The sequence below is a fragment of the Burkholderia sp. Bp9031 genome (genome assembly GCF_003857965.1).
Classification (GTDB): Bacteria; Pseudomonadota; Gammaproteobacteria; order Burkholderiales; family Burkholderiaceae; genus Burkholderia; species Burkholderia ambifaria_A.
The window spans coordinates 23,182-49,980 of record NZ_QTPW01000004.1 but is presented as its reverse complement, the minus strand read 5'-3'; the positions used below and the strand labels follow the sequence as shown (position 1 = coordinate 49,980).

26 protein-coding genes and 1 pseudogene are annotated in these 26,799 nt (G+C 66.7%); 21 read left to right on the top strand and 6 right to left on the bottom strand.

Going from position 1 to position 26,799, the window contains the following annotated elements; all coding sequences use genetic code 11:
• Positions 1 to 15 precede the first annotated feature (15 nt).
• Both DIE15_RS06895 and DIE15_RS06890 read left to right on the top strand, forming a co-directional pair.
• Positions 16 to 1,038 (top strand): DUF2891 domain-containing protein, encoded by a 1,023-nt coding sequence (locus DIE15_RS06895; protein WP_124832752.1) that lies wholly within the window; start codon positions 16 to 18, stop codon positions 1,036 to 1,038.
• Positions 1,039 to 1,417: 379 nt separating this feature from the next.
• Complete coding sequence (locus tag DIE15_RS06890) at positions 1,418 to 2,482, top strand: asparaginase (protein ID WP_124832751.1); 1,065 nt, start codon at positions 1,418 to 1,420, stop codon at positions 2,480 to 2,482.
• A 105-nt stretch (positions 2,483 to 2,587) separates the two neighbouring features.
• Here DIE15_RS06890 and DIE15_RS06885 read toward each other — a convergent pair whose 3' ends face one another.
• Entirely contained in the window at positions 2,588 to 3,562 is a 975-nt protein-coding gene (locus DIE15_RS06885) for a LysR family transcriptional regulator (protein WP_057923804.1), read from the bottom strand.
• A 154-nt stretch (positions 3,563 to 3,716) separates the two neighbouring features.
• Here DIE15_RS06885 and aspA point away from each other — a divergent pair, with 154 nt between their 5' ends.
• Both aspA and DIE15_RS06875 read left to right on the top strand, forming a co-directional pair.
• Positions 3,717 to 5,123: an aspartate ammonia-lyase gene (gene aspA / locus DIE15_RS06880; protein WP_124832750.1), complete on the top strand. Its 1,407-nt coding sequence runs from the start codon at positions 3,717 to 3,719 to the stop codon at positions 5,121 to 5,123.
• A 103-nt stretch (positions 5,124 to 5,226) separates the two neighbouring features.
• Positions 5,227 to 6,726, top strand: a complete 1,500-nt coding sequence (locus DIE15_RS06875) for an amino acid permease (RefSeq protein WP_124832749.1) — start codon at positions 5,227 to 5,229, stop codon at positions 6,724 to 6,726.
• Between the two features lie 43 nt (positions 6,727 to 6,769).
• Here DIE15_RS06875 and DIE15_RS06870 read toward each other — a convergent pair whose 3' ends face one another.
• On the bottom strand, positions 6,770 to 7,459 hold the full coding sequence (locus DIE15_RS06870; protein WP_124832748.1) for an alpha/beta hydrolase: 690 nt from the start codon (positions 7,457 to 7,459) through the stop codon (positions 6,770 to 6,772).
• 262 nt (positions 7,460 to 7,721) lie between these two features.
• On the opposite strand from DIE15_RS06870, the gene DIE15_RS06865 reads away from it, so the two are divergent.
• From DIE15_RS06865 to DIE15_RS06825, 8 genes are all read left to right on the top strand, one after another.
• Positions 7,722 to 7,964, top strand: coding sequence for an antitoxin (locus DIE15_RS06865; RefSeq protein WP_011658485.1), 243 nt, complete (start codon positions 7,722 to 7,724; stop codon positions 7,962 to 7,964).
• Complete coding sequence (locus DIE15_RS06860; protein ID WP_124832747.1) at positions 7,961 to 8,368, top strand: type II toxin-antitoxin system VapC family toxin; 408 nt, start codon at positions 7,961 to 7,963, stop codon at positions 8,366 to 8,368. The genes DIE15_RS06865 and DIE15_RS06860 overlap by 4 nt, the downstream gene beginning before the upstream one ends.
• Positions 8,369 to 8,852: 484 nt before the next feature.
• The gene (locus tag DIE15_RS06850; protein WP_057923798.1) at positions 8,853 to 11,243 is read left to right on the top strand and encodes an MCP four helix bundle domain-containing protein; all 2,391 of its coding nucleotides are present in this window, start codon (positions 8,853 to 8,855) and stop codon (positions 11,241 to 11,243) included.
• Between the two features lie 14 nt (positions 11,244 to 11,257).
• Positions 11,258 to 11,986 carry a methyl-accepting chemotaxis protein gene (locus tag DIE15_RS06845; protein ID WP_260428192.1) on the top strand — a complete coding sequence of 243 codons (729 nt, stop codon included), beginning with the start codon at positions 11,258 to 11,260 and terminating at the stop codon, positions 11,984 to 11,986.
• Positions 11,983 to 12,579 carry a hypothetical protein gene (locus DIE15_RS06840; RefSeq protein ID WP_124832744.1) on the top strand — a complete coding sequence of 199 codons (597 nt, stop codon included), beginning with the start codon at positions 11,983 to 11,985 and terminating at the stop codon, positions 12,577 to 12,579. Before DIE15_RS06845 ends, DIE15_RS06840 begins: the two co-directional genes overlap by 4 nt.
• Positions 12,580 to 12,601: 22 nt before the next feature.
• On the top strand, positions 12,602 to 13,561 hold the full coding sequence (locus DIE15_RS06835) for a chemotaxis protein CheX (protein WP_057923796.1): 960 nt from the start codon (positions 12,602 to 12,604) through the stop codon (positions 13,559 to 13,561).
• 36 nt (positions 13,562 to 13,597) lie between these two features.
• The gene (locus DIE15_RS06830; protein ID WP_006765703.1) at positions 13,598 to 13,963 is read left to right on the top strand and encodes a response regulator; all 366 of its coding nucleotides are present in this window, start codon (positions 13,598 to 13,600) and stop codon (positions 13,961 to 13,963) included.
• Positions 13,964 to 14,070: 107 nt separating this feature from the next.
• Positions 14,071 to 14,865, top strand: coding sequence for an enoyl-CoA hydratase (locus DIE15_RS06825; protein WP_124832743.1), 795 nt, complete (start codon positions 14,071 to 14,073; stop codon positions 14,863 to 14,865).
• A 151-nt stretch (positions 14,866 to 15,016) separates the two neighbouring features.
• Here the strand turns inward: DIE15_RS06825 and alr are convergent, their stop codons facing one another.
• Positions 15,017 to 16,138 (bottom strand): alanine racemase, encoded by a 1,122-nt coding sequence (alr, locus tag DIE15_RS06820; RefSeq protein WP_124832742.1) that lies wholly within the window; start codon positions 16,136 to 16,138, stop codon positions 15,017 to 15,019.
• Positions 16,139 to 16,440: 302 nt separating this feature from the next.
• Here alr and DIE15_RS06815 point away from each other — a divergent pair, with 302 nt between their 5' ends.
• Entirely contained in the window at positions 16,441 to 16,812 is a 372-nt protein-coding gene (locus DIE15_RS06815) for an MAPEG family protein (RefSeq protein WP_057923793.1), read from the top strand.
• A 48-nt stretch (positions 16,813 to 16,860) separates the two neighbouring features.
• Here the strand turns inward: DIE15_RS06815 and DIE15_RS37505 are convergent, their stop codons facing one another.
• Positions 16,861 to 16,992 carry a hypothetical protein gene (locus DIE15_RS37505; protein WP_260428191.1) on the bottom strand — a complete coding sequence of 44 codons (132 nt, stop codon included), beginning with the start codon at positions 16,990 to 16,992 and terminating at the stop codon, positions 16,861 to 16,863.
• Positions 16,993 to 17,541: 549 nt separating this feature from the next.
• On the opposite strand from DIE15_RS37505, the gene glnH reads away from it, so the two are divergent.
• The 8 genes and pseudogenes from glnH (at position 17,542) to DIE15_RS06775 (ending at position 24,338) form a co-directional block, all read left to right on the top strand.
• Entirely contained in the window at positions 17,542 to 18,294 is a 753-nt protein-coding gene (gene glnH, locus DIE15_RS06810) for a glutamine ABC transporter substrate-binding protein GlnH (protein ID WP_124832741.1), read from the top strand.
• 15 nt (positions 18,295 to 18,309) lie between these two features.
• Positions 18,310 to 19,017, top strand: a complete 708-nt coding sequence (gene glnP, locus DIE15_RS06805; RefSeq protein WP_173938470.1) for a glutamine ABC transporter permease GlnP — start codon at positions 18,310 to 18,312, stop codon at positions 19,015 to 19,017.
• Positions 19,014 to 19,742, top strand: a complete 729-nt coding sequence (gene glnQ / locus DIE15_RS06800; protein WP_014899691.1) for a glutamine ABC transporter ATP-binding protein GlnQ — start codon at positions 19,014 to 19,016, stop codon at positions 19,740 to 19,742. Before glnP ends, glnQ begins: the two co-directional genes overlap by 4 nt.
• Before the next feature lie 20 nt (positions 19,743 to 19,762).
• A complete protein-coding gene (locus DIE15_RS06795; protein WP_124832740.1) occupies positions 19,763 to 20,812 on the top strand; it encodes a C45 family peptidase in 1,050 nt (349 codons plus the stop codon).
• Between the two features lie 15 nt (positions 20,813 to 20,827).
• Complete coding sequence (locus DIE15_RS06790; RefSeq protein WP_124832739.1) at positions 20,828 to 22,162, top strand: aspartate aminotransferase family protein; 1,335 nt, start codon at positions 20,828 to 20,830, stop codon at positions 22,160 to 22,162.
• A gap of 25 nt (positions 22,163 to 22,187) precedes the next feature.
• The gene (locus DIE15_RS06785) at positions 22,188 to 22,742 is read left to right on the top strand and encodes a carboxymuconolactone decarboxylase family protein (RefSeq protein WP_124832738.1); all 555 of its coding nucleotides are present in this window, start codon (positions 22,188 to 22,190) and stop codon (positions 22,740 to 22,742) included.
• Positions 22,743 to 22,949: 207 nt separating this feature from the next.
• Positions 22,950 to 23,368: pseudogene (locus DIE15_RS06780) on the top strand (hypothetical protein).
• A 169-nt stretch (positions 23,369 to 23,537) separates the two neighbouring features.
• Positions 23,538 to 24,338 carry an extensin gene (locus tag DIE15_RS06775; protein WP_124832737.1) on the top strand — a complete coding sequence of 267 codons (801 nt, stop codon included), beginning with the start codon at positions 23,538 to 23,540 and terminating at the stop codon, positions 24,336 to 24,338.
• A gap of 114 nt (positions 24,339 to 24,452) precedes the next feature.
• On the opposite strand, the gene ahpF is transcribed toward DIE15_RS06775, so the two are convergent.
• Together ahpF and ahpC are read right to left on the bottom strand one after the other, a co-directional pair.
• On the bottom strand, positions 24,453 to 26,051 hold the full coding sequence (gene ahpF / locus DIE15_RS06770; RefSeq protein WP_124832736.1) for an alkyl hydroperoxide reductase subunit F: 1,599 nt from the start codon (positions 26,049 to 26,051) through the stop codon (positions 24,453 to 24,455).
• 122 nt (positions 26,052 to 26,173) lie between these two features.
• A complete protein-coding gene (gene ahpC / locus DIE15_RS06765; RefSeq protein WP_006488685.1) occupies positions 26,174 to 26,737 on the bottom strand; it encodes an alkyl hydroperoxide reductase subunit C in 564 nt (187 codons plus the stop codon).
• Between the last annotated feature and the right edge of the window lie 62 nt (positions 26,738 to 26,799).

Sequence of the window (26,799 nt, the reverse complement as noted above, 5' to 3'; positions counted from 1 at the left end):
CGAGATGAGATGCCCATGACCGACCGACTGACTCCCGAACTCGCATCGAAATTCGCGTCGCTCGCGCTCGCGCACCTGACCCGCGAATATCCGAACAAGCTCACGCATTCGCTCGAAGGCCCGCACGACGTGCAGGGGCCGCGCGCGCTGCACCCGATCTTCTACGGCAGCTACGACTGGCATTCGTGCGTGCACGGCTACTGGCTCGTGCTGCGCGTGCTCGAACGCCATCCGGCGCTGCCGGAGGCCGAACGGATCATCGCCGTCGTCGACGCGCACTTCACCGACTTGAACGTCGCCGGCGAACGCGCGTATCTCGCGCTGCCGCACAACAGCGGCTTCGAGCGGCCTTACGGATGGGCGTGGCTGCTTGCGCTGTCCGCGCAGCTGGAACGGCTCGCGCTGAAGGGCGTGGTGCCGCAGGCCGCCCGCTGGGCGAAGACGATGGCGCCGCTCAACGACCTGTTCGTCGCGCGCTTCGAGACCTTCCTGCCGAAGGCGACCTATCCGCTGCGCGTCGGCACGCACTTCAACACCGCGTTCGCGCTTGCGCTCACGCTCGACTTCGCGCGCGCGACGCAGCGCGACGGGCTCGCGGCGCTGGTCGTCGATACGGCAAAGCGCTGGCACCTGAACGATGTCGCGTGCCAGGCGTGGGAGCCGTCGGGCGACGAGTTCCTGTCGCCCGCGCTGATGGAGGCGGAGCTGATGCGGCGCGTGCTGCCGGCCGGCGAATTCGACGGCTGGTTCGCGCGCTTCCTGCCGGATCTCGCGCGCGGCGAGCCGGCGACGCTGTTCGTGCCGGCGACGGTCAGCGATCGCAGCGACGGCAAGATCGCGCATCTGGACGGGTTGAATCTGAGCCGCGCGTGGTGCCAGCGCTCGCTGGCCGGCGCGCTGCCGGAAGGCGATGCGCGGCGCGCGAAGCTGCTCGATGCGGCCGACCGGCATCTCGCGAGCGCGCTCGCGCATGTGGCCGGCGACTACATGGGCGAGCACTGGCTCGCGACGTTCGCGCTGCTGGCGATCGACGCGTAGTCGATTCGCTGGAGATCGGGCGACCGCCGGGCGGGGTGGCGGCCATAGCGTGAAAGTGTGCTTCGATCGCGTCCCCATCGGCAGGCGGGTGCGCCCGGGCTGCCTGGGCCCGCGTCGATCGTGATCGCGTTCGGGTACGCGCAACCGGCGAACACGTGCCGTCAGCGATCGCGCTTCTACGAACCATGACTGAACATGTAAACGATCGAATGGTCTTTGTACGAAATCCGTCGGGTTTTCGTGATTGGCGCGACGCCTTTGCATCGGGCGCAATACCGCTTTCCATCGGCCGACCGGCGCGACCCGGTGGCGAGTCGATACACTGCCGTACCGGTTGCACGGGCCCCGGCAATCAGGCCCCGACGAAGGAGACAGCAAGATGGACACCCAACGCGCAGCGGTCGTCACGTACCGCGGCAATGCGATCGAGAACACGCACGTCGCCGATGTGGCGGTGGTGAACGCCCGCGGCAAGCTGCTGTTCCGGCTCGGCGATCCGTTCCGGACGACGCTCGCGCGCTCGGCGGCGAAGCCGGCTCAGGCGCTGTCCGTGATCGAGACGGGTGCGCCCGAGCAGTTCGGCTTCGACGATGCCGATATCGCGCTGATGTGCGCGTCGCACAGCAGCGAGGAGCGGCACATCGCGCGCACGCGGGCGATGCTGGCGAAGGTCGATGCGCAGGAGTCGGATTTGCGATGCGGCGGCCATGCGCCGCTGTCGGACGCGGTGTACCGGGCGTGGATCAAGCGCGACTACACGCCGACCGGCGTCTGCAGCAACTGTTCGGGCAAGCACGTCGGGATGCTGGCCGGCGCGCGGTCGATCGGCGCCGCGATCGCCGACTACCATCTGCCGGAGCATCCGATGCAGGTGCGTGTCAAGCATGTGGTCGCCGATGCGTGCGGCCTGCGCGACGACGAGGTCGACTGGGCGATCGACGGCTGCAACCTGCCGACACCGGCGTTCCCGCTCGACCGCCTTGCGCGTCTGTACGCATCGCTGGCCGACGGCGCGGATACGCTGGAAGCCGGCGGCGCCGCGACGACCGATCGCGTGCGCGCGCTGGCGCGGATTCATCATGCGATGACGGCCCATCCGGAGCTGGTTGCCGGAGAGGGGCGCTACTGCACGGTGCTGATGGACGCGTTCGAAGGGCAGGTCGTCGGCAAGCTCGGCGCGGATGCGTGCTACGGGATCGGCGTACGCGCGTCGGCGCGCACGCGGGCGCTCGGTGCCGACGGCGCGCTCGGCATCTCGGTGAAGATCGAGGACGGTAACATCGACGTGCTGTACATGATGGTCAGCGAACTGCTGGAACGGCTGCAGATCGGCACGGACGCGCAGCGCGCGCGGCTCGCCGCGTTCCACCGGCCGCGGATGCTGAACACGCAGGGTGTCGAGATCGGGCACGCGACATTCCCGTTCGAATTGCAGCCTGCCTGAAGGGCGGCAGCGCGTCGATGCCGTGCGCCGTGGCGGCAAGGGCGGCGCGCATCGGCGCCTGATTGCCGACCGGCGTGACCGCGGCGGCGGCTGCCCTCGCAGCCGCTACGCGAGCGCGTCGCGAATCTTCATCAACTCGACTTCCGACAGCTCGCCGATGTGCGCGAGATGTTCCGCGAGAAAGTCCTTCAGCACGCGCAGCTTCGCCGAGCTGCGCCGGTTCGCCAGATACGCGATGTAGATGTAGTCGCCCGTCAGCTTGTTCTGCAGCCGATAGCGCGGCAGCACGGCTTCGAGCCGGCCGCTCGCGAGCAGGTCGCGCACCAGCCAGATCTCGAACTCGGCGATGCCGAGCCCCGCGCAGGTCGCATCCAGCAGCAGCTCCGAATGATCGGTGACGAGGTTGCCGGCCGGCAGTACGCTGTGCCGCGCGTCGCCGCGCACGAGTTCCCAGCGCGGATCGCCTTCGGGATGCACGTAGCGCAGGCAGTTGTGATGCTGCAGGTGGTCCGGCGTCGCGGGGCGCCCGCAGCGGTCGAGATAACCGGGCGTCGCGCACAGAATGCTGTCGTTGCGCGACAGCCGGTGGACGACCAGGTTGTCCAGGTAGTTCTCGCCCTCGTGAATGTCGAGATCGAAACCGCCGGCGACGAGGTCGTTGTGGTTGTCGGTGAGCCGCACGTCGAGCTGGATCGTCGGGTAGCGCGCGAGAAACGGCGCGATCAGCGGCGCGAGATGGCGGCGGCCGAACGCGACCGGCGCGGTGAGCTTCAGCGGGCCGCTCGGCTGGCTATTGAGCTCGGCGACGACGCGCAGCGTGTCGTCGAGGTCGGCGATCAGCGTGACCGCGCGTTCCAGGTAGATGTGGCCGGCCTCGGTCAGCGTCACGCTGTGCGTCGAGCGATGCAGCAGCGCGACGCCGAGCGCATCCTCGATCGCCGTGATCTTGCGCGCGACCGTCGACGTCGACACGTGCATCTCCTTGGCGACCGCGGAAAAGCTTCCCATTTCGACGACTCGCACAAACGCGCGCATCGCGCCGAGGTGATCGATGCCGGTGTCTCTCGCCATTGTTTTCATTCGTCTCTCGCTGTTGCGCCCCGCGCAAAACCGCTTTCGATAATACAGAAGCGAGCTTCTTTATGCAAAGGCATAGAATGCGACCCGTCGTACCGGGAAGCGGCGCACGCAGCCGGTTTCCTGCGGCGGCACGAGACAATTCAGGAGGGGCACCATGACGGAAAACGGCTTCCGCGTCGAAGCGGATCTTTTAGGGAAACGAAGCGTTCCGGATTCGGCGTACTACGGCGTCCACACGCTGCGCGCGAAGGAGAACTTCGACATTTCGGGGCGGACGATCGCGTCGCTGCCGTACCTCGTCATGGCGCTCGCGGCCGTGAAGGAAGCCGCGGCCGATGCGAACTGCGAGCTCGGGCTGCTGCCGGCCGCGTATCGCGATGCGATCGCCGCCGCCTGTGTCGAGATCCGCGAAGGCCGGCTGCACGACCACTTCGTGGTCGACATCATCCAGGGCGGGGCCGGCACGTCGACCAACATGAACGCGAACGAGGTGATCTGCAACCGCGCGCTCGAAATCATGGGGCATGCACGCGGGCAGTACGAATTCCTGCATCCGAACGAGCACGTCAATCTCGCGCAGAGCACGAACGACGTCTATCCGACCGCGATCCGGATCGCGACCTGCTTCGCGGTCGAGCATCTGCTCGAGGCGATGGCGCGCCTGCGCGATGCGTTCGCGGAGAAGGCCGATGCGTTCTCGGGCCTCCTGAAGCTCGGCCGCACGCAACTGCAGGACGCCGTGCCGATGACGCTCGGCCAGGAGTTCTCGACCTACGCGGTGATGGTGACGGAAGACATCGCGCGCCTGCAGGAAGCCGGCCGGCTGATGCGCGAGATCAATCTCGGCGCGACCGCGATCGGCACCGGCATTACCGCGCATCCGCAGTACGCGGAGAAGGCGCTGGCCGCGCTGCAACGCATTACCGGCCTCGACCTGAGCACCGCGCCGAATCTGATCGAAGCGACGCAGGATTGCGGCGCGTTCGTGCAGATCTCCGGCGTGCTGAAGCGGATCGCGGTCAAGCTGTCGAAGATCTGCAACGACTTGCGGCTGCTGTCGAGCGGCCCGCGCGCGGGTTTTGGCGAGATCAACCTGCCGCCGGTGCAGGCCGGCTCGTCGATCATGCCGGGCAAGGTGAACCCGGTGATTCCGGAAGTCGTGAACCAGGTCGCGTTCGAAGTGTTCGGCAACGACCTGACGGTGACCTTCGCCGCCGAGGCCGGACAGCTCCAGCTCAACGCGTTCGAGCCGGTGATCGCGAGCGCGCTGTTCCGCAGCTTCAGCCACCTGACGGCCGCGTGCACGACGCTCGCGGACCGCTGCGTGAGCGGAATCACCGCGAACCCCGAGCGGCTGCGCGAAACGATGGAGCGTTCGGTCGCGCTTGCAACTGCGTTGAACCCGTACATCGGCTACAAGCGCGCGACCGCCGTGGCCGCCGAGGCCCACGAGAGCGGCAAGTCGATCCGCGAGGTCGTGCTGGATCACCAGCTGATGACCGACGCGCAACTGGACGAAGCGCTGCAGCCTGAAGCGCTGATCCGCCCGCGCGCGTACTGATACCGGCCGCGCGGCGCCGGCGCATGCCGCCGGCGACCCTCGCGCTGCCGTTCCCGCAGCGTCCTGTCGACGGACGCCACACATCAAGAAACGGAGACATACCATGAAGCACGCCAGCGAGCGCCCGGCCGAGACGGCCGGCGGCGCGGATCCCCGTCATGCCGACCGGGATGCGATGTTCGCGTCGCACGAATCCGGCTATGAGAAACAGTTGAAGCCGCGACACGTGCAGATGATCGCCATGGGCGGTGCGATCGGCACCGGCCTCTTTCTCGGCGCGGGCGGCCGCCTGCAGAGCGCGGGGCCCGCGCTGGCGGTCGTGTATCTCGTGTGCGGCGTATTCGCGTTCCTGATCATGCGCGCGCTCGGCGAGCTCGTGATGCATCGGCCGACCAGCGGCTCGTTCGTGTCGTACGCGCGGGAGTTCATGGGCGAGCGCGCGTCGTTCGTCGCGGGCTGGATGTACTACCTGAACTGGGCGACCACCGGCATCGTCGACATCACCGCGGTCGCGATCTACATGAAGTACTGGGCCGTGTTCACCGACGTGCCGCAGTGGGTGTTCGCGCTCGGCGCGCTGGGGATCGTGTCGGTGATGAACATGATCGGCGTGAAGGTGTTCGGCGAGATGGAGTTCTGGTTCTCGATCGTCAAGGTGGGGACGCTCGCGCTGTTCCTCGCGGTCGGCGCCGTGTTTCTCGCGAGCGGCCATCCGGTCGCCGGGCAGATGACGGGGCTGCACCTGATCGCGGATCACGGCGGGATCTTCCCGCACGGCATCCTGCCGGCGGTGCTGATCGTGCAGGGCGTCGTGTTCGCGTATGCGAGCATCGAGCTCGTCGGCGTCGCGGCGGGCGAGACCGCCGATGCGCGCAAGGTGCTGCCGAAGGCGATCAACAGCGTGATGTGGCGTATCGCGCTGTTCTACGTCGGCTCGGTCGTGCTGCTGACCATGCTGCTGCCGTGGACCGCGTACAGCGCGCACGAAAGCCCGTTCGTGACGTTCTTCAGCAAGCTCGGCGTGCCGTACGTCGGCACGGTGATGAACATCGTGGTGCTGACCGCCGCGCTGTCGAGCCTGAATTCCGGCCTCTATTCGACCGGGCGCGTGCTGCGCTCGCTCGCGATGGGCGGCTCGGCGCCGCGCTTCGTGTCGCGGATGAATGCGCGCGGCGTGCCGTACGGCGGGATCCTCGTCACGGTCGCGATCAATGCGATCGGCGTGCCGCTGAACTACATCGTGCCGTCCCAGGCGTTCGAGATCGTGCTGAACATGGCGTCGCTCGGGATCATCTCAACCTGGGGCTTCATCGTGATGTGCCAGATCCTGTTCCGCCGCGCGGTCAATCGCGGCGAGCTGAGCCCCGTGTCGTTCCGGATGCCCGGCGCGCCGTTCACGTCGTGGCTCACGCTCGGGTTCCTCGTCAGCGTGCTGGTGCTGATGGCGTTCGATTATCCGGGCGGCACGTGGACCGTCGCGATGATTCCCGTCGTCGTGCTCGCGCTGGTGGTCGGCTGGAAGCTCGCGAAGCGCGGTGCCGCGCGGGAGGCCGCTGCCGCGGCCGGCGCGCCGATCGGCGCCGATCCGGCGAGCAACGTCTGACGATATGTTCGATCGGCACGGGCGGGTCGACCGCCCGTCGCGCTCAGTTCAATCCGGCGCGTGCGCCGACCCAGCGGCCGAAGTCGCCGGCCATCTGCGCCGTGAGTTCGTGGCCGGCGTCATAGAGGCGCGTGTCGTGCGCGACGCCGAGCGCCGTCAGCTTCGCGTCGGCCGTGGTTGCCCACGCGACCGGCAGCTTGTCGTCGAAGCGGCCGTGCATCACCAGCGCGTGGACCGCGCTCAAGGCATCGCGCGACGCGATCAGCGGATCGATCTCCGGCAGGATGCGCCCGCACAGCACCGCGAATGCGGCGACGTCGGCCGGCGACGTGAGCGCGACGCTCGCGCTCATGATGCCGCCCTGGCTGAAACCGGCGATCACGACCGGCAACGCGGGGCTTTCGTTCGCGTCGTCCCGGGCGCGCAACGCGCGCAGCAGCGCGATCAACTGCACGCGGCTCGCCTCCGCGCGGGCCGCATCGATTTCCGGGCCGTTCGGGCCGAAGCGCACCGGAAACCACGCGTGCTGGCCAGGGCCGAACGTCAATGGGCCGCGCACGAACGCGATGTCGATGCGCGGATCGATCGTGCCGGCCAGGTTCAGCAGGTTGGTTTCGTTGCCGCCGACACCGTGCAGCAGCAACAGCCGGCCAGCGGGGTGGCCGGCGGCCGGGCGCAGCCGGTACTGGAGGCCGGATTCGGAGTCGGTGGTCAGCGGCAGGACGTCGGTCATTGCGTGGGTCCGGTAGGGAATCAGTCGACAGTCTAGAGCGCGCGGGCGGGGAGGTGAATCGCCGGGTGGCGATTGATTGTTTCCTGATTGGAATGAATGCGGAGGCCGGGGCCCTCGGTATTGGGGACGGCTACTTATATCGTAGTGCGTGCAAATTTGCCGAGAGGCGACGGTTTGTCGTCAATATGCCGATTGGATGACTCGTCATCGCAACCCATAGTTGATAAAATAGATACGTTTTGTAGATACATGGGGTTGCGAGATGGAGACTGCCAAGATTTTCAAGCATGGTGGATCGCAGGCCGTCCGCTTGCCGAAGGATTTCCGCTTCGATACAACGGAGGTTCGGATTCGTCGGCACGGCGCGTCTGTCATTCTCGAACCGGTGCCGCAAGACTGGGCATGGCTGACACCGTTGATCGGCCCGGTTGACGCCGATTTCGAGGCCGCCGCGGCAACCGAGCCTGCCGCTCAGGAGCGTCCGGGACTGGACGTGTTTGAATGAAGTTTCTGCTGGATACCAATGCGGTGATCGCCATTCTGAAAGGCGAGCCGGCCATGCTGGCCCGATTGCGTAGGCATCAACCCGCAGATTTCGGAATTTCCGCGATCGTCGCGCATGAACTCTATTACGGGGCGTACAAAAGTCAGAGAGCGGCAGCGAATCTGGCACGCGTGGAGGGGCTTCAGTTCGAGGTCGTGTCGTTCGATGCGGAAGATGCGCAGCATGCCGGTGAAATTCGTGCGCAACTGGCCGCGGCGGGAACACCGATCGGGCCATATGATGCATTGATCGCAGGACAGGCGCGAGCGCGGCGCCTGGTGCTTGTCACGCACAACACGCGCGAATTCGAGCGGGTCTCGGAGCTACAGGTCGAGGATTGGCTCGCGGCGGCGCGCGAAAACTGACCGCGGTGCAAGTCATGTGGCAATCGGCGCGGATGACAATCGCGAGCGGCTGGTCTCGCAAGGGCGGTATCGGGCTCGATCCGTGAGCGGCGATGACCGGACCGATGAGACGTCGCGCGTTATTGAATTCGCTATCGTGCGTAAAGGGCTGTATGACCGATTCGCTTCGCAAGATAATGCGCAAACGTTTTACCGATATTCGACCGGATTAAACTGTCGGGTCATGAATAAAAGAATGAATATCCGGATTCGTTTGTTGCACGCTGCCGGGCAACCCCACAGGGCCTCGCAGGCCAGAGGTTAACGGCCGATTCGAGAAAAACTTTAGGGTTTTCTCGCCGCAATTGATCATTGCGATTTCCTCAATGACTGATTGATTCCTGGTCATCGGACGGTCATACACCATCCCCGATAATTCGGCGCTCATATTCTTTCAATCGGCCAAACGGCGATCGAAGCCGGATCGCTGCGGGGAGCTGTACTCATGACCATCCGTCATCGCATTACGCTGCTAGTCGTCCTGACGTTTTTCGCGCTGTCCGCGATCGGCGTGTACGCCGTGTACCAGACGCGCAAGAGCGCGACCGAGGTGCGTCAGGTTACCCAGGGAATCGTGCCGAGCGCGCTCGCGTCCGCCGATCTCGTCGCCGACGTGAAGAACATCCAGATCGCGACGATGACGCTGGTGTACGCGCCCGACGCGAACACCGCCGCGCAGGCGCGCGACGAGCTGAAGGCAAAACAGGCCGCCCTGCGCGCGGCGCTCGACGCGCAGGCCGGATCGGCGGTCGGGCAGGCGCAGCAGGGCCTCGTCGCGCAGGCGAAGGACAGCGCCGCGAACTACTTCGCGGCGATCGACGATACCGTGAAGATGAAGGCTGACGGGAAGCCGGAGATGGCGCAGGCGTACCTGTTCGCGAACGTCGCGCAGTATCGCGACGAACTCGAGAGCATCGTCGATACGCTGCGCGTCGAGAAGAACCGCCAGAAGGACGACGCGATCGGCGCGCTGAACGGCATGCTCGCAACGACGGCGACCGCGATCGCGGCTGTCGCGGGCACGGTCGTCGTGCTGCTGACCGCGCTCGGTTTTGTGCTGTACCGGCAGATCACGCGCCCGCTGATCGGGATGCAGACGGCGATGAGCGAGATCGCGGCGAGCCAGGATTTCACGCGTCGCGTGCCGGTGGGCCGGATGGACGAGATCGGCCATTCGATCGTCGCGTTCAACGGGATGATCGAGAAGATCCAGGAGAACGCCGCGCAACTGAAGCAGAAGACGGCCGACATCCAGGCGATGCTGCAGAACATGCAGCAGGGGATCCTGACCGTCGTCGAGGGCGGCGTCGTGCATGCGGAGTACTCGGCTTACCTCGAGCGCATCTTCGAGACGAGCGACATCGCCGGGCGCGACCTGATGACGCTCGTGTTCGACGATTCGAGCATCGGCGCCGACGCGCGCTCGCAGGTCGATGCGGCCGTGCATGCGTGCCTCGGCGAGGACAGCATGAACTTCGCGTTCAACGAGCACCTGCTCGTCAACGAAGTCGCGAAGCGCATGCCGGACGGCCGCGAGAAGTGGCTCGACCTGAGCTGGTCGGCGATCACCGACGAGACCGACACGGTCGTGCGCCTGATGCTGTGCGTGCGCGACGTGACCGAGATCCGTGAGCTGACCGCGCAGGCCGGGGAGCAGCAGCGCCGCCTCGAGATGATCGGCGAGATCTTGTCGATCAGCCAGGACAAGTTCCACGATTTCGTGCACAGCGCGAAGGGCTTTCTCAGCGAGAACGAGCGGATGATCCGCCAGCACGAACGCGCGGATCATTCGATCGTCGCGGCGCTGTTCCGCAACATGCACACGATCAAGGGCAATGCGCGCACGTACAGCCTGCAGTATCTGACCAACATCGTGCATGAAGCGGAGCAGGCGTACGAAGCGCTGCGCCGCGCGGACGGCGGCCCCGAGTGGAACCGCGATGCGCTGATGGACGACCTGGCCCGCGTGCGCGAGGCGGTCGATCACTATGCGACGATCAATGCGGTCACGCTCGGCCGCCACGGCGAGCCTGCGCAGCACGGCGGCGCCGACTACCTGATGGTCGAGCGCGTGCATATCAGCGAGGGCCTGCGCATGCTCGATGGCGCCGATCCGGCGAACGCGGGCGACTGGCACGCGGCACGCGACTCGGTGCGCCGCCTGCTGAGCCAGTTCGGCACGCAGGGCATCGGCGATGCGCTGGGCGGCGTGATCGAGTCGCTGCCGTCGCTCGCGGCCGAACTCGGCAAGCCGGCGCCCGTCGTGCATATCGACAGCAACGGTCATCGCGTGCGCAGCGAGATCGGCGCGACGCTGAAGAACGTGTTCATGCACCTGCTGCGCAACGCGATCGACCACGGGATCGAGACGTCCGACGAGCGTCGCGCGGCCGGCAAGGCGCCGGCCGGCAAGATCGACATCGCGGTCGACGTCGAGGATGGTGCGCTGCGCTTCGTGCTCGGCGACGACGGCCGCGGCCTCGCGCTCGACCGGATTCGCGGGATCGCGCGCGAGCGCGGCTGGATCGATGCCGGCAACGAAGCCGCGCTGACCGACGAGGCGGTGGCCGAGCTGATCTTCCGTCCGGGCTTCTCGACCGCGCGTGCAGTGACCGAGGTGTCGGGGCGCGGCGTCGGGATGGACGCGGTGCGCAACTTCCTGAAGCGCGACGGCGGCGACATCGCGCTGCGCTTCACCGACGATCGCGTCGGCTCGCCGTATCGCGCGTTCGAGACGATCGTGTCGTTGCCCGTGCGTTTCGCCGCGAACGGTACCGCGCACGACGCCGAGCCGCACGCACGCGCCGGCATCGCGAACGTCGACGCGGTGGTGTGATCGTGCAGGCGTGGATGATTCCGATCGGCGCCGCGCTGGCGGGCGGCCTGGTGGTTGCGGCGATCGCCGCGATCGTGTGTCGCGTCGCGCGAGCGCGGCTCGTCGCCGCGATGATGCGCGAAGCGGATGCGTTGCGCGATGCGCTCGGCACGGCCGATGCGCGGGCCGACGAAGTCGTCGCCGCGCATGCCGAAGCGGCGCAGGCATGCGCGCGCCGCGAAGCGGAGCTCGAGGAAACGCTGGCGCGCGAGGCGGCCGGCACGGGCGAGCAGCGCGACGCGCTGCAGGCGCTCGCGACCGAGCGCGCCGCACTGTCGCAGCATGCGACGAAGCTCGCCGGCGAAGCGGCGCGGTTGCGCGGGCTGGCCGGCACGTTCGAGCGCTGGCACGAGCAGATGATCTCGCTGACCACGCAGAACCAGGACATGCGCACGAAGAACCAGGAGCTATCGGCGATCGTCGCGCACGTGTCGATCGTGTCGCTGAATGCGTCGATCGAAGCCGCGCGCGCGGGCACGGCCGGCCGCGGCTTCTCGATCGTCGCGAGTGAGGTGCGCGGGCTCGCCGCGCGCTCGCAGCAACTGTCGAACAGCTATCGCGACAGCCTGAACCGCAACGATCTCGTGACGGCCGCGACGTTCCAGGACATCCAGGCCGGCGGCAAGATGATCACGGCCGCGCTGGCGACGGTCGAAACGCTGGCCGGGCAGCTGCACGCGCGGCTCGAAGGAGCGGCGGCGTGATCAGTGCGCAGGCCCGGGCCGGTTTCGAGCGGATCTTCTTCGATGCGGCGCGCACGCGGCTCGCGTCCGGCGGCGCGTGCGAGATCCGGCCGGCCGCGGGCGATGTGCACGACGCGTCGCACGACCCGTCACGCATGCAGTCGCGCACGAAGTCGTACGCGGCGCCGAAGGTGCCCGAGCACGTCGCGGTACTGACCATCTCGGCACTGCATTTCCGGCTGCTGCTCGCGCTGCGCTTTCGTGACGACGAGCCGACGCGCCGTCATGTCGCCGCGGCGGCGCCTCGCGCGAGCACGCAGCGGCCGCTGCCCGAAGCGTTCATGGAAGTCGCGAACCTGTGCTGCGGCGCGATCAACCAGGCGCTGACCGCGCCGTTTCCCGATCTCGGGATGTCGACGCCTTACCTGCTGAGCGGCGCGAGCATCGACTACCTGCCGGCGCTGAACCTCGATCACGTGGCCGCATACGACGTGACGCTCGGCGGCGACGTGCGGATCGGCGCGACGCTGTGCGTGTGCGCGAATGCGCCGGTCGATTTCCACGTGCCGGAAGTGGCGAGCGTGGACACGGGCGGCGAGCTCGAACTGTTTTGACCGATTCCGAGGACTTCCCGAGATGACCGTAGACCAACCCGTCAGCAAGGTGCTCGTGCTCGACGACAGCCGTGCGCACGCCGCGACGATCAAGCGCTTCTGCGACGAGCACAACCTGGTCGGGCTGACCGTGCGGCGCAACCGGCTGCTGAAGGTGCTGCGCTCGAACATCGATCTCGGCGCGATCCTGCTCGCCGAGGACTACGGCGGCTCGCCGGACGAGAGCGCGATCATCGCGACGCAGATCGATGCGCTGCGGCCGGAGCTGCCGATCATCCTGCGCCGCGCGTCCGACGCGTCGCGCGACGGGCTGCCCGATGCGCTCGCGCGCGTCGCATGCGCGGCCTACGTCGCCGACGATCTGACGCCGCTCAAGCACGCGATCGATGAATACCTGTTCGGCCGCGACTACCCGAACGCGCTGGTGCGCGGCATCGCGGAGATCACCGAGGCGCGGCTCGACAGCCTGTTCCCGGGCCTCGCGATCGAGCGGGACACGCCGTGCATCGTCCGCGACCAGATCATCTTCGGCGAGGTGTTCAGCCTGATCGCGCTGGAAAGCGCCTGGTGCCGCGGCTACATGCTGCTGCAGACGAGCGAGCAGCCGCTGCTCGACATGATCGGCGGCACGCGAGACGACGCGCGCGCAGCCGATTTCCGCGACGTGAACAGCGTGCTCGGCGAGTTGACCAATCTCGTGTGGGGCGCGTTCAAGAACCGCTATCTCGGCGACGCCGAGGCGCTTGCACGCCATCCGGTGCAGGTGCCGCTCGTCGTCAATCACAAGCAGAAGTTCATTTCGTTCGGCGGCGACTGTCCGCAGCTCTGTTTCAAGTACCGGATGACCGACCCGGCATCGGGGCGGTCGGTGCGGATCGACCAGCGTTTCGTGTTCAGCCTGAGCTGGTCGCCGGAGGATTTCCGCGAATCGGTGCAGGACGTGGGGCCGATGGTCGAATCGGGCGAACTCGAACTGTTTTGAATGTTGAAGTCAGCAACAACGAAAGGGGAAGATGGCATGGCAAAGATTCTGGTGGTCGACGATTCGGGCACGGTGCGCGATGAAGTCGCGGGTTTCCTGCGCAATCACGGGCTCGACGTCGCGACGGCGGTGGACGGCAAGGACGGGCTCGCGAAGCTCAAGGCGACGCCCGGCGTGCGCCTCGTGATCAGCGACGTGAACATGCCGAACATGGACGGCCTGACGATGGTCGAGAAGATCCGCGGGGAACTGGCGAACACGTCGGTCAACGTCGTGATGCTGACGACCGAAAGCAGCCCGGCGATGAAGGAGCGCGGCAAGGCCGCCGGCGTGAAGGGCTGGATCGTGAAGCCGTTCAAGGGCGACGCGGTGCTCGACGCGCTGAAGAAGCTCGCGGGCTGACGGCGCGGCCGGCATGGTGCCGGCATCCACAGACTTCCCCGTTGGACTATATTGATGCGGTATCGCATCACGATCCGCATCACGATCGCTTTCGAATTGGGGACGTCATGGACTCGAATCCCGCTTCAGCAGAACCCATCCTGTTGCGCGACGTGCGCGACGGCGTCGTCACGCTGCGGCTGAACCGGCCGCAACAGTTCAACGCATTGTCGGAGGCGATGCTGGCGAGTCTGCAGGATGCGTTCGATTCGCTGGCCGCCGATCCGCGCGTGCGCTGCGTCGTGCTGGCCGCGGAAGGCAAGGCGTTCTGCGCAGGCCACGACCTGCGCGAGATGCGCGGCAAGCCCGCTCTCGACTACTACCGCACGCTGTTCGCGCAATGCACCCGCGTGATGCTCGCGATGCGCGCATTGCCGGTGCCGGTGATCGCGCGCGTGCAAGGGGTCGCGACGGCGGCCGGCTGCCAGCTCGTCGCCGCGTGCGACCTCGCCATCGCGGCCGACACCGCGCGCTTCGCGGTGTCGGGCATCAACGTCGGGCTGTTCTGTTCGACGCCTGCTGTCGCGTTGAGCCGCAACGTGTCGGCGAAGCGCGCGTTCGACATGCTCGTCACCGGGCGTTTCGTCGATGCGGCGACGGCGGCTGCGTGGGGGCTCGTCAACGAAGCGGTGCCCGAGGATGCACTCGACGCGGCCGTCACGCGCAAGGTCGCGGAGATCGTTGCGAAGAGCCCGGCGGCGGTGCGCTACGGCAAGCAGATGTTCTACCGGCAGCGCGAACTGCCGCTCGACGAAGCGTATGCGTATGCGGGCGACGTGATGGCGCGCAACATGATGGAAGAAGATGCCGGCGAGGGGATCGACGCGTTCCTGGAGAAGCGCAAGCCGGCGTGGCGTTCCTAGCGCGGGGCAATAGCGGTAGCGCGTGCGCGTCGCACGATGCGTGCGTCCTTTTCACACGCCGCAAAAGCAAACGGGCCGCTGGCAAGGCGGCCCGCGATCGGATCCGGATGCGAGGCGACACGCGATCGTGCCGCCGCATCGGCGACCGGCGTTATCGCCCGTAGCTGCCCGTGCGCAGCGCCGGCTGCGCCGTCGACGCGCCGGACGGCACGATCACGACCGGCACGCGCGGTGCAAGCGCGCACATCAGCTCGTAGCCGATCGTGCTGCTGGCTTCCGCGACGTCGTCGACCTTCACCTGATCGCCCCACAGCTCGACGCTCGAGCCGATGCCCGCGTTCGGGCACGGCGTCAGGTCGACGGTCAGCATGTCCATCGACACGCGGCCGACGACGCGCGTCATCGCGCCGTCCACCGCGATCGGCGTACCGGTCGGCGCGTGGCGCGGATAGCCGTCCGCGTAGCCGCACGCGACGACGCCGATCCGCATCGGCTGGTCGGCCGTGAAGCGGCGGCCGTAACCGACCGTTTCCTCGGGCGCGAGCGTCTGCACGCCGATGATCCTGCTGGTCAGCGTCATCGCGGCCATCAGCGGCGTGTCGGCGATGTGCCGCGACGCGCCCGTCGGCGACGCGCCGTACAGGATCGTACCGGGCCGCACCCAGTCGCGGTGCGCGCGCGGATGCCACAGCACGGCCGCCGAGTTCGACGCCGAGCGCTCGCCCGGAATCCCGGCCGTGGCCGCATCGAACTGCTCGAGCTGCCAGTCGACTTCGCCTTCGTCCGCATTTGCGAAATGCATCATCAGCGTGATCTTGCCGATCGACGGCGCGGCCGCCGCGCGTTCCCACGCGGCGCGGAAGGCGTGCGGCCGGTAGCCGAGCCGGTTCATCCCGGAGTTCATCTTCAGCTGGATATCAATCGGCTGCTGCGGCTTCGCGGCGATCAGCAGGTCGAGCTGCTCGTCGCAGTGCACGGCTACCGTCAGCCGGTGGCGGTCGGCCAATTCGACGTCGGCCGGCTCGAAGATCCCTTCGAGCAGCAGCACCGGCTTGTCCCAGCCGAGCTCGCGCACGCGTACGGCTTCGTCGAGATCGAGCAGCGCGATGCCGTCGGCGGCCGCGAGGCCCGGATAGATCCGCTCGATCCCGTGGCCATAGGCATTGGCCTTGACCACCGCCCACACGCGCGATTGCGCGGCGGTGCGGCGGATGAAATCGAGGTTGTGGCGGACGGCGTCAGGACGAATATGGGCGACGATGGGACGGGGCATGACGATGTCTCGGGTCGGAGTGTCGTTCGGCGCACGTGGCGGCGCGGGTTCGGCAGGCTGCTGGCGCGACAACGCATCGAGCCAGTGTTGAGCGCTATCTTATTGGTGATCGACCAGTTTTAATTAACGTATTTGTCCGGGATTTGGTTGAATTTTTGGCGATGGGCCACTGCCGTCGCAACCTCCAGAGGCACCGCTGCCGAGTCTCCCGTCTAGAAAACCGGTGCGCGAACCGCTGGCGCAATGCTAAGCTCTGCGCCACCGTGTCATTGATCAATGTAATCATAAAAGAGGAGACTTTGATGACGACGTCCCAGCTGTGCCTGTTCATCGTCGCGCTGCTGCCGTTCCCGATGACGTTTCTGGCCAAGGCCCGCAAGGGGTACGACAATCACGTGCCGCGCGAGTACCTGGCGAAGCTCGAAGGCTGGCGCGCGCGGGCACAGGCCGCGCACCAGAACGCGTGGGAGGCGCTGGCGCTGTTTACGGCCGGATTGGTCGTCGCCTGGCACAACGGCGCGAACGCGCACCACGTCGACCAGCTCGCGATGGGGTTCGTCGCGATTCGCATCGTTTATGCGCTGATGTACCTGCTGAACTGGGCGTCGCTGCGCTCGCTCGTATGGTTCGCGGGGATGGCCTGCGTCGTCGCGCTGTTCTTTGCCGCACCGTGACGAGGGAATGAACCGCCGACGCCCGCGCGGGCTTCGGAGGCGGGCACGCTACGCGCCGCCCGCACCACCCGCACCGCCCGCGCCGCACACGGCGCACACGCCGCCCGCGCCGCCCGCGCCGCCCGCGCCGCCCGCGCCGCCCGCGCCGCCCGCGCCGCACACGGCGCACACGGCGCACACGGCGCACACGGCGCACACGGCGCACACGGCGCCGCCTTGAGGTCGCGCCGGATGGCGTTGCCGTTCGGGGCTCAGCCCGCTCGTTGAGCCGCGCCGGCGGTTGCCGGTATCAGGGGGTCACAGGTCCGGTGCGCAGTGCCGCATCGAAGCACCAGGCACCCGACACCAAACGCCCGCCCATGCGGCGGGGCACATCGCGGCGATCCGGGCTCGCGGATCGCCGCGGCAACACGCCAGTGCGCGGCAACGGCGGTCGCGCGCACCACAACATGCCCGACTTCAGGCGCCGCCGCACCCCCGGGCGCTTCCGCCGCCATTGCTTCCCACCTGCACCGCGCTTCCTTTTCCTCCGATCTATCCCGTCCGTCCGGCTCGGGTTTGTCTCGATGCATTTACCCATTGAGTATTTTTTTTGGTGTCGTACTATCCGTGTTGACAACACTTGTTGCACTACGGTCTAATTCAACATCGCATGTTGCGGTGCGGCTTGATGTCGTCGTTCCCCGGCCAGCCGGCCGGTTACATCGCTCAATCATGCGGAGAGAAACCATGAGTCGCCGTTCCTTCCTGAAAGCCGTCGCGGTGGTCGCCGCGCTCGGCGCCAGCATTGCGCACGCGGATACCAAGGCGCTCGTCGTCGGGACCGATACGTCGTTCATGCCGTTCGAATTCAAGCAGGGCGACAAGTACGTCGGCTTCGATCTCGACCTGTGGGCGGAGATCGCGAAGGACCAGGGCTGGAAATACACGATCCAGCCGATGGATTTCGCGGGCCTGATTCCGGCGCTGCAGACGCAGAACATCGACGTCGCGCTGTCGGGGATGACCATCAAGGAAGAGCGCAAGAAGGCGATCGACTTCTCCGCGCCGTACTACGACAGCGGGCTCGCGGCGATGGTGCAGGTCGACAATACGTCGATCAAGTCGATCGACGACCTGAACGGCAAGGTGATCGCCGCGAAAACAGGCACGGCGACGATCGACTGGATCAAGGCGCACCTGAAGCCGAAGGAGATCCGCCAGTTCCCGAACATCGACCAGGCTTACCTCGCGCTCGAGGCCGGCCGCGTGGACGCGGCGATGCACGACACGCCGAACGTGCTGTTCTTCGTGAACAACGAAGGCAAGGGCAAGGTGAAGGTCGCGGGCCAGCCGGTCAGCGGCGACAAGTACGGGATCGGCTTCCCGAAGGGCAGCCCGCTCGTGCCGAAGGTCAACGCGTCGCTCGTGAAGATCAAGGCCGACGGACGCTACGCGCAGATCTACAAGAAGTGGTTCGGCGCCGAGCCGCCGAAGATGTGAGCGTGACGGCACAACATGGTGCGGCCGCGCGGCCGCGCCGGTCTTGAATCGAACGGGGAGCAACACGTGAATTTCGATTGGTCGGCGATCTGGGTGGCGTTGCCGGACCTGATGGACGGGGTCCGGTTGACGGTGTTCATCGCGTTTTTCGGGCTGGTGGGCGGGTTCATCGTCGGGATGATCGCGGGCATGTTCCGCGCATACGGACCGAAGGCGATGAACGTGCTCGCTCAGGTTTATATTGAACTGATCCGCGGCACGCCGATCGTCGTGCAGGTGATGTTCCTGTACTTCGCGCTGCCGCTGCTCGCGCATATCCGCATCGACGGCCTGACGGCCGCGATCATCGCGATCACGGTGAATTCGGGTGCGTATCTCGCGGAAGTGGTGCGCGGCGCGCTGCTGTCGATCCCGAAGGGGCTGACGGAAGCCGGCCTCGCGATGGGCCTGTCGATGCCGCGCGTGCTGCTGAAGGTGGTCGGGCCGCTCGCGTTCCGGCGGCTGATTCCGCCGCTCGGCAACCAGTGCATCGTGAGCCTCAAGGACACGTCGTTGTTCATCGTGATCGGCGTCGGCGAGCTGACGCGCAAGGGGCAGGAAATCATTGCGGGCAATTTCCAGGCGGTCGAGATCTGGAGCGCGGTGGCTGTCATCTACCTGATGCTGACCGGCGCAATGACGCTGACGCTTCGGCTCGTCGAAAAGCGGATGAGGATCCTATGAGCATGATCGAATTCCAGAACGTGTCGAAGAGCTTCGGCCATGTACCGGTGCTGAAGCATATCGACCTGAAGATCGACGCGGGCGAGGTCGTGGTCGTGATCGGCCCGTCGGGCTCGGGCAAGTCGACGATGCTGCGCTGTATCAATGCGCTCGAGAAAATCACCGGCGGCGAGCTGCTGGTCGATGGCCAGAGCGTGCGCGGCAACGCGTCGACGATTCGCAACATCCGGCTCGAAGCCGGCATGGTGTTTCAGCAGTTCAACCTGTTTCCGCAAATGACCGCGCTCGAGAACGTGATGTTCGGTCCGATCCAGGTGCGCGGCGCGTCGCGTGCCGATGCGCGCGATCAGGCGATGGCGCTGCTCGACAAGGTTGGCCTCGAATCGCGCGCGAATCATTACCCGTCCGAGCTGTCGGGCGGCCAGCAGCAGCGCGTCGCGATCGCGCGTGCCCTTGCGATCCGGCCGCGACTGATGCTGTTCGACGAGCCGACGTCGGCGCTCGATCCCGAATTGCGCCACGAAGTGCTGAAGGTGATGCAGGATCTCGCGACCGAAGGGATGACGATGATCGTCGTCACGCACGAGATCGGCTTCGCGAAGCGGGTCGGCACGCGGCTGCTGTTCATGGATCAGGGCGGTATCGCCGAGGACGGCCATCCGGTCGACCTGATCGACCGGCCGCCGACACCGCGCCTGAAGGAATTCCTGAAACACGTGTCCTGAACGAAACCGAATCACCTGACATGCCGCTTTCCCTTACTCCCGTCATCGCCGGCACGCCGTTCGACATCGGCGTGCGCCTCGGCGAGCTTGCCCGCCCCGTGTTCGATACGTACATGCAGCAAAGCAGCGCATGGCAGGCCGTGCGCCGCTGGCGCGGCCATCCGTTCGTCGCCGCGCTGCGGCAGGCGGCGCTCGCCGCGTACCCCGATCTCGTCGAGGAACTGGACGGGATCGCGGCAGGCGTCGGCTGGCCGTCCGAGGACATCTTCCTGTGGAACTGCCGCGGCGAACTGATCCACAACGCGCCGGACGGCTGCACGACGCTCGCCGCGCGCGACGCGCACGGCACACGCTGGATCGCGCACAACGAGGACGGCGATCCGTACCTGCGCGAGCGCTGCCTGCTCGTCGACGTGCAGCCACAGGGCAAGCCGGGCTTCATCAGCTTCTATTACCCGGGCTCGCTGCCCGGGCATACGTTCGCCGCGAACCGCGCGGGCATCGTGCAGGCGATCAACAACCTGCGGATCCGTACGCCGGCGCCCGGCGTGCCGCGGATGATCCTCGCACGCGCGGTGCTCGACGCGACGTCGCTCGATGCGGCCGCCGACGTGCTGCGCACGCATGCGCGTGCCAGCGGCTTTCATCACACGCTCGGCGCGACCGGCGATGCGCGGCTCCTGAGTATCGAGGCGAGCGTCGCGCGCTGTTCGGTCGTCGAAGTCGCGGGGCTTGCCGGTCACGCGAATCATCTCGTGCATCCAGGGTGCGACGCGGAAGCGCAGATCGTCACGCAGTCGTCCGGCGATCGTCAGCGCCGCGTCGATGCGCTCACGCCGGGCATCGACGCGATCGACGAAGCCGCGCTGCTGCGCGTGCTCGGCGACCGCGCACCGGAAGGGCTGCCGATCTATCGCGACGATCCGGCCGACCCCGACGACGAAAACACGCTGGCGACCGCGGTGTTCGCGATTCGCGACACGGCGATCGATCTCACCATCCATCAACACGGCACGCAGCGCTTCGCGACGCGCATCGTGCCGTTAGCGCCCGCGCCCGGCGCGTCCTGATCCATGAGGCAACGCATGACGACCGTTTTCCATCGCGCTCCGCGCACCACCTTGCCCGTCGCCGTCGCAGGCGACGGCATCGAGATCATCGATTCGACCGGCAAACGCTATATCGACGCGTGCGGCGGGGCGGCCGTTTCGTGTCTCGGCCACAGCAACCAGCGCGTGATCGACGCGATCAAGCGGCAGGCGCAGCAGCTGCCGTACGCGCATACGTCGTTCTTCACGACCGACGTGGCCGAGGAACTGGCCGACCGGCTCGTCGAAGCCGCGCCGGCCGGTCTCGAACACGTGTATTTCGTGTCGGGCGGGTCCGAGGCGATCGAAGCCGCCTTGAAGCTCGCGCGCCAGTATTTCGTCGAGAAGGGCGAGCCGCAGCGCCGCTATTTCATCGCACGCCGCCAGAGCTATCACGGCAACACGCTCGGCGCGCTCGCGATCGGCGGCAACGCATGGCGGCGCGAGCCGTTCCTGCCGCTGTTGATCGAAGCGCATCACGTGAGCCCGTGCTATGCGTATCGCGACCAGCAGGCGGGCGAAACCGACGAAGCGTATGCGCAGCGCCTGGCTGACGAGCTCGAGCAGAAGATCGTCGAACTCGGTGCGGAAAACGTCGCGGCGTTCGTCGCGGAAACGGTGGTCGGCGCGACGGCCGGTGTCGTGCCGCCGGTGCGTACCTACCTGAAGAAGATTCGCGCGGTGTGCGACAAGTACGGTGTACTGTTGATTCTCGATGAAATCATGTCGGGGATGGGGCGCACCGGTTATCTGTTCGCATGCGACGAAGACGGAGTCGCGCCCGACCTGCTGACGATCGCGAAGGGGCTCGGCGCGGGTTACCAGCCGATCGGCGCAACGCTGGTGAGCGATCGCATCTACCGGACGATCGTCGACGGCTCGGGCTTTTTCCAGCACGGCCACACGTATCTCGGCCATGCGACCGCCTGCGCGGCCGCGCTCGAAGTGCAGCGCGTGATCGCCGAAGAGAAGCTGCTCGACAACGTGAAGGCGCGCGGCGAGCAACTGCGTGCTTCGCTGCGCGCGCATTACGGTGCGCATCCGCATATCGGCGACGTGCGCGGCCGCGGGCTGTTCGTCGGCGTCGAACTCGTGCGCGATCGTGACAGCAAGGCGACGTTCGATCCCGCGCTGAAGCTGCATGCGGCAGTCAAGCGCGAGGCGATGCAGCGCGGCCTGATGGTGTATCCGATGGGCGGCACGATTGACGGCGTGCACGGCGATCACATCCTGGTCGCACCGCCGTTCGTCTGTACCGCGCAGCAGATCGACACGATCGTCGAACGGCTGTCCGGCGCGATCGATGCGGCGCTCGCATCGGCCGGCGCGTGAACCCCGACCTCATCGAACCCTCACCATGACTGACAGACTGCCTCCCTTCGATCCCGCATCGGCCACCGACGAACAGAAGGCCGTGCTCGCCGAGATCCTCAGCGGCCCGCGCGGCAACCTGAACGGGCCGTTCCTCGGCTGGATCGCGAGCCCCGAGCTCGCGCAGCACGCGCAGCGGCTCGGCGCGTTCTGCCGCTATCGCACGGGTCTGTCGCTGCGCCTGTCGGAGCTCGCGATCCTCGTGACCGCCGCGCGCTGGCGCTCGCAGGCCGAGTGGCACATCCACCATCCGATCGCGCTCGATGCCGGCGTGCCGGCCGCGACGGCCGACGCGATCCGGCGTGGCGTCGCACCGGTGTTCGAATCGGACGACGATGCGCTGATCCATGCATTCGCGACCGAGCTGTACGACACACAGCGCGTGAGCGATGCGACGTTCGCGCGCGCACAGGCACGTTTCGGCCACGAGACCGTCGTGAATCTCGTCGCGCTGCTCGGCTATTACGCGCTCGTGGCGATGACGCTCAACACGTTCGGTATGCGCGCGGACGGACAAACTGATTTGCCGTTTCCGGAATAATTGCCGCATGCGCACGCTTCGGTATATGCCGCGCGTGCGTTCCGATTGCGTCGAAAAGCCCGTTCGCACGGGCTTTTCGGCGTTTTGGCATGCGCCGCTCGACATCCTCGCCGCGTCTTGCTGAAGCACATCGCATTACCAGCGCGTCAGCGCAGGCAATTTTCCCCGTACCTGGAATTACGGCAAACAAGTTACGGGGAAATATCGATGCGCTGGGTCCTGTTGATCGTGTTCATTGCGTGCGTCGTGCATACGCACCGACGCGGCAAGATTCGGCACAGGTTGTTCAGGCAACTATCCGATCACTCGACCTTCACCGCGCCGCTGAACTGTTTTTCGTACGCGTTCTCGTCGGTGCCGACCACACCGTTTCTCGACACGCGGCACTTTCCGGAACTCGCGGTGCTGCAGCGCGAATGGCAGACTTTTTCGGGCAACTGCCGATGCGCGCGGCCGCATCGCCGAACGAAACGGGCGACCGCACGGGCGGGCTCAATCATGCGTTCAAGTACCTGTATGCGATTCGCCGCGCCGGCAAGCGGCTGAAGGCGGGGAACCGCACCGTGTACTACGTCGTCAAGTGGGCGCTGTTCGGCGGGATGGCGGTCGCGATCTTCTGCATCTGACGGGCGGAAGGCAGCCGGTGTCGAACCGTCTGACGATAGGGCGACGCAGCGTAGTACGGTCCCGCCGGCCCTGCGTCGGCATCAATGCAACCAAATGTATTCATGCGGGATCTCGCGCGAACGCACGCGTATGATGGCTTGTTCACGTCGAGAAGATCGGTGAGCAAGCATGACTAGTACCCGAAAGACATTGATGATCGCCGGCGGATTGCTGGTTGCCGCGGCAGGCTCCGGCTACGTGATGCTCCTGCGTGCGGACCATCGCGCGATCGCGGAGGCCGGCATCGGCGATTCCGCAGCACCTGTCGCCGCCGTGACAACGGCGAACGACGGCCATACCGCACAAGGCACGATCGCGCCGCCTGCGGCGGTTGCCGTCCCGTCCGCGCATGTGGACGAGGCCGTGCCGCAACAAGCGGCCGTGCGGCCGCCAGCCGCGGCTCCCGCGCGCACGAGCGCGGCGCCACCATCCGCCCCCGTCGCGCCGGTCGTCGCCGCGCAGGCGCCACCGGCGAAGCCGAGTGCGCCGCCGCCGACCGTTCACGTCGTGACGGTCGAGCCGGAGGATTCGACCCCGGCGAAGGCCAAGCCCGCGCAAGCAGTGCAAGCACCGGTGCAAGCGGCGCAGCCGGCACAATCGTCACCCCCGGTTCAGGCCGCGCAAGCGAGCCCCCCGAGTCAGCCGACTCAACGCGCGGCGCGCAAGCGCGACGGGCTCGAACGGCACGCGGCAGCGGCGCCCGTCATGAAATCCGAAACGCCTGAAACCGCTGCGCTCGTGCGTGAATCGGCGAAGCTCGACCCGTCGTTGCCGCCGCCGCAATACGTGGCGACGCCGAGTGGCGACCGACCGCATGTGTCGGCAGGCGCGAATGCGGTGGGCGCTGCGATGACCGACCAGCTGGTCAGGCAGTCGAGCAGCTTCAAGGCGTCTGCACCGGCGAATGCCGGACCCGGCGTAAGCCAGTGAGAAGGGAGCCGCCGCGCTCGCGCAGCGCCGCTCGACACCGGATGAAAAAGGGCCCCGCACGCCGACCAGGGCATGCGGGGCCAAGAGAGACGAATCGGTGCGGCGCGGCGCGCGTTACGCGGCGATCGCTTCTTCGGCCTGCGGCGCGTCGGCTGTAGCCGGCGACACGTCTTGCCGGATCAGGTGATCGAACGCGCCGAGCGATGCCTTCGCACCTTCGCCGACCGCGATCACGATCTGCTTGAATGGCACCGTCGTCACGTCGCCGGCCGCGAACACGCCCGGCACTGACGTTGCACCGCGCGCATCGACGACGATCTCGCCGTGCTTCGACAGTTCGATCGTGCCCTTCAGCCATTCGGTGTTCGGCACGAGACCGATCTGCACGAACACGCCTTCGAGATCGACGCGCTTCGTGTCACCCGAGCGCAAATCCTTGTAGACGAGCCCGTTCAGCTTGCTGCCGTCGCCGGTCAGCTCGGTCGTCTGCGCCTGCGTGACGATCGTCACGTTCGGCAGGCTGCGCAGCTTGCGCTGCAGCACTTCGTCCGCGCGCAGTTGCGCGCCGTATTCGATCAGCGTGACTTCCTTCACGATGCCGGCCAGGTCGATCGCGGCCTCGACGCCCGAGTTGCCGCCGCCGACCACCGCGACGCGCTTGCCCTTGAACAGCGGGCCGTCGCAGTGCGGGCAGTAAGCGACACCGCGGTTGCGGTATTCGCGCTCGCCCGGCACGTTGATTTCGCGCCAGCGCGCACCGGTCGCGAGAATGATCGTCTTCGCCTTCAGCACCGCGCCGTTCGCGAGGCGGATCTGGTGCACGTCGCCCGGAATCAGCGCGTCGGCGCGCTGCACGTCCATGATGTCGACGTCGTACTGCTTCACGTGCTGCTCGAGCGCGACGGCGAACTTCGGCCCTTCGGTTTCCTGCACCGACACGAAGTTCTCGATTGCCATCGTGTCGAGTACCTGGCCGCCGAAACGCTCGGCGACGACGCCCGTCGCGATGCCCTTGCGCGCCGAGTAGATCGCGGCGGCCGCACCGGCCGGGCCGCCGCCGACGATCAGCGTGTCGAATACCGGCTTGTTTTCCAGCGACTTCGCGGCCCGCTCGCTCGCGCCCGTATCGAGCTTCGCGAGGATTTCCTTCACGCTGCTGCGGCCCTGGCCGAACGATTCGCCGTTCAGGAACATCGTCGGCACGGCCATGACCTGGCGCGCTTCGACTTCGTTCTGGAACAGCGCGCCGTCGATCGCGACGTGGCGAATGCGCGGGTTGATCAGCGACATCACGTTCAGCGCCTGCACGACTTCCGGGCAGTTCTGGCACGACAGCGAGAAATACGTTTCGAACGCGTAGTCGCCGTCGAGCGCGCGGATCTGTTCGATCACGTCGTCGTCGAGCTTGATCGGATGGCCGCCCGTCTGCAGCAGCGCGAGCACGAGCGACGTGAATTCGTGGCCCATCGGGATGCCGGCGAAGCGAATGCCGGCCGGCTTGCCGGGTTCGCCGATCGAGAACGACGGCTTGCGCTCGGCGTCGTCGCGGCGTTCGGTCACCGTCACGCGCGACGTCAGCGACGCAATCTCGTTCAGCAGCGCAAGCAGTTCCTGTGACTTCGCGCTGTCGTCGAGCGACGCGACGAGTTCGATCGGGCGCGTGATCTTTTCGAGGTACGCTTTCAGTTGATTCTTGAGATTGGCGTCGAGCATGGCGTTTCGGATTCCGTATTGATGATGCTGGTCGGGCACGTCGTGCCGGAGGAGGGCGCGGGCCGCACGAGGCGGCCCGTCTTGCATGACGCGCGCCTCGTGCGCGGCGCGCGGCGCGATCGTCAGATCTTGCCGATCAGGTCGAGCGACGGGGTCAGCGTTTCCGCACCCGGCGTCCACTTGGCCGGGCACACTTCACCCGGGTGCGCCGCGATGTACTGCGCAGCCTGCACCTTGCGCAGGAGTTCGCCTGCGTCGCGGCCGATGCCGTTGTCGTGGATTTCGCACAGCTTGATCTCGCCTTCCGGGTTGATCACGAACGTGCCGCGCAGCGCCATCCCTTCTTCCTCGATCAGCACGTCGAAGTTGCGCGACAGCGTGAGCGTCGGGTCGCCGATCATCGGGTACTTGATCTTGCCGATCGTGTCCGACGTGTCGTGCCATGCCTTGTGCGTGAAGTGCGTATCGGTCGACACGCCGTAGATCTCGACACCCAGCTTCTGGAATTCCGCGTAGCGGTCGGCGAGGTCGCCCAGCTCGGTCGGGCAGACGAACGTGAAGTCGGCCGGGTAGAACACGACGACGGACCACTTGCCCTTGAAGTTCTCTTCGGACACGGGCACGAAATCGCCGTTGTGATATGCGGTTGCCTTGAACGGTTTGATTTGGGTGTTGATGATCGGCATCTTGCGAGTTCCTTTGCGGTGGTGTTGATGAAGTGTTGCCAGTATCCGGGTTCACCCTGGGT

Bases quoted from the DNA above. Each gene is read 5' to 3' on its own strand.
- glnH (WP_124832741.1), top strand. From the start codon at position 17,542: ATGAGTCGCCGTTCCTTCCTGAAAGCCGTCGCGGTGGTCGCCGCGCTC.
- DIE15_RS06895 (WP_124832752.1), top strand. From the start codon at position 16: ATGACCGACCGACTGACTCCCGAACTCGCATCGAAATTCGCGTCGCTC.
- aspA (WP_124832750.1), top strand. From the start codon at position 3,717: ATGACGGAAAACGGCTTCCGCGTCGAAGCGGATCTTTTAGGGAAACGA.
- DIE15_RS06790 (WP_124832739.1), top strand. From the start codon at position 20,828: ATGACGACCGTTTTCCATCGCGCTCCGCGCACCACCTTGCCCGTCGCC.
- ahpF (WP_124832736.1), bottom strand. From the start codon at position 26,051: ATGCTCGACGCCAATCTCAAGAATCAACTGAAAGCGTACCTCGAAAAG.
- DIE15_RS06830 (WP_006765703.1), top strand. From the start codon at position 13,598: ATGGCAAAGATTCTGGTGGTCGACGATTCGGGCACGGTGCGCGATGAA.
- ahpC (WP_006488685.1), bottom strand. From the start codon at position 26,737: ATGCCGATCATCAACACCCAAATCAAACCGTTCAAGGCAACCGCATAT.
- DIE15_RS06815 (WP_057923793.1), top strand. From the start codon at position 16,441: ATGACGACGTCCCAGCTGTGCCTGTTCATCGTCGCGCTGCTGCCGTTC.
- DIE15_RS06775 (WP_124832737.1), top strand. From the start codon at position 23,538: ATGACTAGTACCCGAAAGACATTGATGATCGCCGGCGGATTGCTGGTT.
- DIE15_RS06850 (WP_057923798.1), top strand. From the start codon at position 8,853: ATGACCATCCGTCATCGCATTACGCTGCTAGTCGTCCTGACGTTTTTC.
- DIE15_RS06865 (WP_011658485.1), top strand. From the start codon at position 7,722: ATGGAGACTGCCAAGATTTTCAAGCATGGTGGATCGCAGGCCGTCCGC.
- DIE15_RS06885 (WP_057923804.1), bottom strand. From the start codon at position 3,562: ATGAAAACAATGGCGAGAGACACCGGCATCGATCACCTCGGCGCGATG.
- DIE15_RS06860 (WP_124832747.1), top strand. From the start codon at position 7,961: ATGAAGTTTCTGCTGGATACCAATGCGGTGATCGCCATTCTGAAAGGC.
- DIE15_RS06795 (WP_124832740.1), top strand. From the start codon at position 19,763: ATGCCGCTTTCCCTTACTCCCGTCATCGCCGGCACGCCGTTCGACATC.
- alr (WP_124832742.1), bottom strand. From the start codon at position 16,138: ATGCCCCGTCCCATCGTCGCCCATATTCGTCCTGACGCCGTCCGCCAC.
- DIE15_RS06835 (WP_057923796.1), top strand. From the start codon at position 12,602: ATGACCGTAGACCAACCCGTCAGCAAGGTGCTCGTGCTCGACGACAGC.
- glnP (WP_173938470.1), top strand. From the start codon at position 18,310: ATGGTGCGGCCGCGCGGCCGCGCCGGTCTTGAATCGAACGGGGAGCAA.
- DIE15_RS06785 (WP_124832738.1), top strand. From the start codon at position 22,188: ATGACTGACAGACTGCCTCCCTTCGATCCCGCATCGGCCACCGACGAA.
- DIE15_RS06890 (WP_124832751.1), top strand. From the start codon at position 1,418: ATGGACACCCAACGCGCAGCGGTCGTCACGTACCGCGGCAATGCGATC.
- DIE15_RS06875 (WP_124832749.1), top strand. From the start codon at position 5,227: ATGAAGCACGCCAGCGAGCGCCCGGCCGAGACGGCCGGCGGCGCGGAT.
- DIE15_RS06845 (WP_260428192.1), top strand. From the start codon at position 11,258: ATGATTCCGATCGGCGCCGCGCTGGCGGGCGGCCTGGTGGTTGCGGCG.
- DIE15_RS06870 (WP_124832748.1), bottom strand. From the start codon at position 7,459: ATGACCGACGTCCTGCCGCTGACCACCGACTCCGAATCCGGCCTCCAG.
- glnQ (WP_014899691.1), top strand. From the start codon at position 19,014: ATGAGCATGATCGAATTCCAGAACGTGTCGAAGAGCTTCGGCCATGTA.
- DIE15_RS06825 (WP_124832743.1), top strand. From the start codon at position 14,071: ATGGACTCGAATCCCGCTTCAGCAGAACCCATCCTGTTGCGCGACGTG.